Consider the following 3,888-nt stretch of genomic DNA (forward strand, 5'->3'; position numbering starts at 1 on the left):
CAGCCTTGACTAAACGCTCGCCGGCGGCTGACGCGTCGATTGGAATCGCGGAGGCTGACCCCGGCGGACATCGTCGCGAACAGCCTTAAGTTAGGGTCGCGCGAGGTAACCCGTAGTGAATGCGAATGTCCGCTTTAGGCGACTTCGACCTCCGGCATGTCAGTGGCGACGTCTACTTCCGGACACAGCAAGATTTGCCTGTATGTCCGGTTTGCCGGCGCATAGACGCTCAATTGTGCGACATGTTCCGCTGACCTTGGCTTCATCGTTCATTAACCTCAGGGCCGCATCATGATTCTCGCTGACAAAGTGCCAGTGGGTCCGACCCAGATTGTGTTGAGTATAGAGGTCGGACCCTACTTCTGGGAATACTGTCCGATGAACCACACTACCCAACAGCAAATTGACGTGATTTGCGATAGACTCTCTGATCTCTGCAAAATGGCAAGCGATGATGGCCATGGGTTGCTGGCTTATCTCATCTCGGAGGCGATTGAAGAATCCGAACGCATTCGGACAACGGCAATCCCTTCCAGTCAAGGACGGAGGTCAGCACACTCGGACAACCTGCCTTCCAAGGCGGGTGTTTAGTTCGTGAGTCACTTAATTCGCAAATCGCTGGATCATACGCGCCAAAAACGCGGTACGGATATCGCCCTCCGGTGTCGTTGTTCCGGCGTCGCCGCGGAACACATCATGGAAGCGGCTGAAATTGGGCAAGTCGGGAACGTCGGTCATGAGCAATTTTACCCGCGCCTTGAATGCGGTCTGCTCTGCCTCTCCACCGTCGGGCAGCCGTTTTTCGATCGCGTGGCAGATCTCCACCAGAACGCGGACGAGATGAGCGATATCGCTGCGGGTGTTGTTGATGTTCGATTGCCACAGCACGCTGTTGCGCGACGTCTTGTTGAGCTGGATGTCGTAAGTGCTGGCCCAGGAAGACCCTTGAACTGACGCGGATTGCCCCGGGGACAAATCAAATGGATGAGGACTGGGATATCAAGCCTGCTGGTTTCGGGATTATGTATGCAATGCTCTGGCTGCTGTACGAAATATTCCAAGGGGTCCTGAGGTAACGAAGTTGCTAATGGCACGCTGTCCATGTTGGTCACTTCATCGGCACAAGCCGAGCCATCCGATATGCAACGGGTCAGAAATAAAGTGCATCCATCGCTAGTGGGCCGATCGTTAAAAAGGCCGCTGCAAATCCACCACTTCCCGCATATTTACAGTTACGTACTTGTTAATTCTCCACCTTAGGATTTGATTGGCCAAAATCGAAAATACTCACGATCAAACGGTACCCCTGCTCACAAGCTAGGGATCCGTTGGTTCTTGGTCCTGATGCCGGGAGAATGTTCTCGGCGAGTTGAACTCTTGGGACGTACTCAAACATCTGAGAACTTGACGCATCGCAAACATTGTCGCGTCTTTTTCATTCAAAACAGAATACAGGAGAAGGGTCATGAATTTATTCGCTCGCACTGTCTTGGCACTTGCAGTCCTTACGGTTCCATGTGAGGCCCAGGACATGTTCAAGAAATATGGCAAGGCTGCTGGCTGGGACATATTCGTCCATGAAAAGATGGGCCCCGGCTGCCTCATTGCCCGGCAAAATGCCAAGGATGGCGCTCAGGTGGAAATCGGCATCGATGCGACTGCCGACCTGCGCGGCTATCTGGCGCTTTACTCGAAGAAACCCGAAAAGATCACCGCAGGTGAAAAGCTCTCGGTCGTGTTCGACGTTGATGGTGAGCAGTTCACGGGCGTGGCGACGGGGCAGGAGATACCGGGATTTGACGGCGCATCCGTGCCCTTCAACAATCTCGATTTCATCTATGGTCTTGCCAAAAAGAAAAAGCTGACGATCACCGCGAAAGGGCGTGATCCCATAGTAGTGGACCTCACGGGTACCGACGCTGCGTTCAAGGCCTTGCGGGAGTGTCAAGCTGCGCAAAAGTAAGTGGCGGTGCGTTTCCGCGCAGTGGTTGCCTGAAACAGATGATCAACTAATCGAACTTAGAGGCGCTGCTTGATCCAAACGATGCAGCCTTGGCCCTGAGCGATTTGGCGTCGCAAGTATCCTCGCCCATAGTTCTTCTGAGCGAGCAAGCCTTTCACCCGGACGGTCATCGGGCTTCTAAAAGAGACTTGGTCCGCGGACCAAATCTCTTTTAGCATTGCCGTACCTACTCGCCTAAGTAATTACGGTTAGGCTTCAACTGATGACGGATATCGCTTGTGGGCAACGCCATCAATCGCTTTCACGTTACTTGGAATAGGAATTTGTGCAATGCACAATCTTCCCGGACTGCCCGTATTCTGTCCGTCATCTATCAAGAGTATCCCAAAAGGCACAGAAATCGGAATTTGCTATTCTGATAGCTACTGACGGGCTGATCAAGTTGAAGATATTTCTGGAACCAACCGCCAACTGGAACTCTCTACCGCTCGCTGCGCTAGCGCGATTAAACTGTTGCCATCTTTAGTCATTCGCTAAAGAAGCAGGGGATCGTACACCTCGGGGTAGTGCGCTGCACTAGTGTAGTACCGTCGGTGTCAAGTGCAGTCACCGGCCGTAGATGCACTGTTCGGATTTAGCCATTTTACTCTTGGCAGTTACAGCAAGAGATCGGCACGTAGTATGAAGCTCGGCGTGCGTCACGCCACCATCTAAGCAAAAAAACCAGCCTTGGCGCAAATTAAGCGGTTGCTATCCCTGTAAAATCTCTTTGCGCTACGCTTGCGTTTGACTGCCAATCTTATTTGAGATGCCAATTAAAATCTATGGAGGAAACTTGCTGACGCCACCACTCTAATCGCTTAGACTGATGTCCAACGGGCGGATGTTTCTTAACCCCGATACGGGAGTTTTAATCATGTCGAAATTAAAGCCTCTGATCACCGCAGCGGTGATTGCAATATCTTTTGTAAACATTTCAGGAATTTCATGGGCGGCGCAGCAAGCGCAACAGCGCCAACAAGCGCGGGACGTCCGTCAACAAGCACGCCCCGAAGCACGACAAACAAAGCAGGATTGTCGCGCCGCCAACCAGAAAAGCAACGCGAACTGCCGTCAGGATAAGCGCCAGACCAAGCAGGACGCGCGTAAAACGGGTCGAGACATCAAGTACTGAATTGCGAGCTCCAACGCACTACGCAGTTTTCTTGACGAAAAACCCGCCGTTGGGAGGACTATCTCAACTCAACGACGGGTCAGGGGCCTGCCAATTGGGAGGGGGTGGACACGCCATCACTCTCGATAATGAATGTTGCCTCTCAGCGCCACGGGGTATCCGACAGCGGCGGCGATTGCTGTGCCCATGACGATCCCCATTGAGATGCTGTCGAAGCGCAAGTTACCAAGCATCGCACCGATGCCTATCCCTAAACCAGTTCCAAGTGCCGTGTCCAACGCTGGCTGACTCTTGTGACAACAATGGGGCATCTGTGGAAAAAGGTCGGGACATGTCCTGTGCAAGCGATTGTCCAGAAGAGGTGATGGAACTGTCGCGGCGCTCCCCGGCGAGGGGACAAGACCTTCGATCAGATGGCGCGCAAGATGGGCTTGCATGTGCAGCTGCCATATTGGGAACAGGAACGTCGCTGCAGATCAAGCAGCCAGTCAAGTACCAGCGAGGTTGACAGAGGGCCACGTTGGCATCCGCCCCAGCCGCATCAAACCCGGCGACCTCCGGCTCTGACTTTGGGGTTATGAGTCCATGACCTAGTTACTGTTACGTACTTCCTTCTAACAGCAACGAAATGCAAGGGTTGGTCGCATGGACCACGCTGAGTTTGTGGCCGGGCCCATGGGGAAACAGTAAGAAATGGACGGCACCACCATACATCCGCTGGCAATCGAGCATATACCGGCATTCATAACAT

General features: G+C 53.1%; 3 protein-coding genes and 1 pseudogene. 2 read left to right on the forward strand and 2 right to left on the reverse strand.

All coding sequences use genetic code 11. The features are described 5' to 3' along the window. Positions 1-134 precede the first annotated feature (134 nt). Positions 135-266, reverse strand: a complete 132-nt coding sequence (locus K9U38_RS22080) for a hypothetical protein (protein WP_255607554.1) — start codon at positions 264-266, stop codon at positions 135-137. A 341-nt stretch (positions 267-607) separates the two neighbouring features. Then, a pseudogene (locus K9U38_RS21840) lies at positions 608-995 on the reverse strand (decarboxylase); the annotation flags it as partial. 470 nt (positions 996-1,465) lie between these two features. Between K9U38_RS21840 and K9U38_RS21845 the strand changes: the two are divergent. Both K9U38_RS21845 and K9U38_RS21850 read left to right on the forward strand, forming a co-directional pair. Beyond that, entirely contained in the window at positions 1,466-1,963 is a 498-nt protein-coding gene (locus tag K9U38_RS21845) for a hypothetical protein (protein ID WP_224496463.1), read from the forward strand. Between the two features lie 916 nt (positions 1,964-2,879). Beyond that, on the forward strand, positions 2,880-3,137 hold the full coding sequence (locus K9U38_RS21850; RefSeq protein WP_224496464.1) for a hypothetical protein: 258 nt from the start codon (positions 2,880-2,882) through the stop codon (positions 3,135-3,137). The last annotated feature ends 751 nt before the right edge of the window (positions 3,138-3,888 follow it).

The organism is Phyllobacterium lublinensis (genome assembly GCF_020164435.1).
GTDB classification, from domain to species: Bacteria; Pseudomonadota; Alphaproteobacteria; order Rhizobiales; family Rhizobiaceae; genus Phyllobacterium; species Phyllobacterium lublinensis.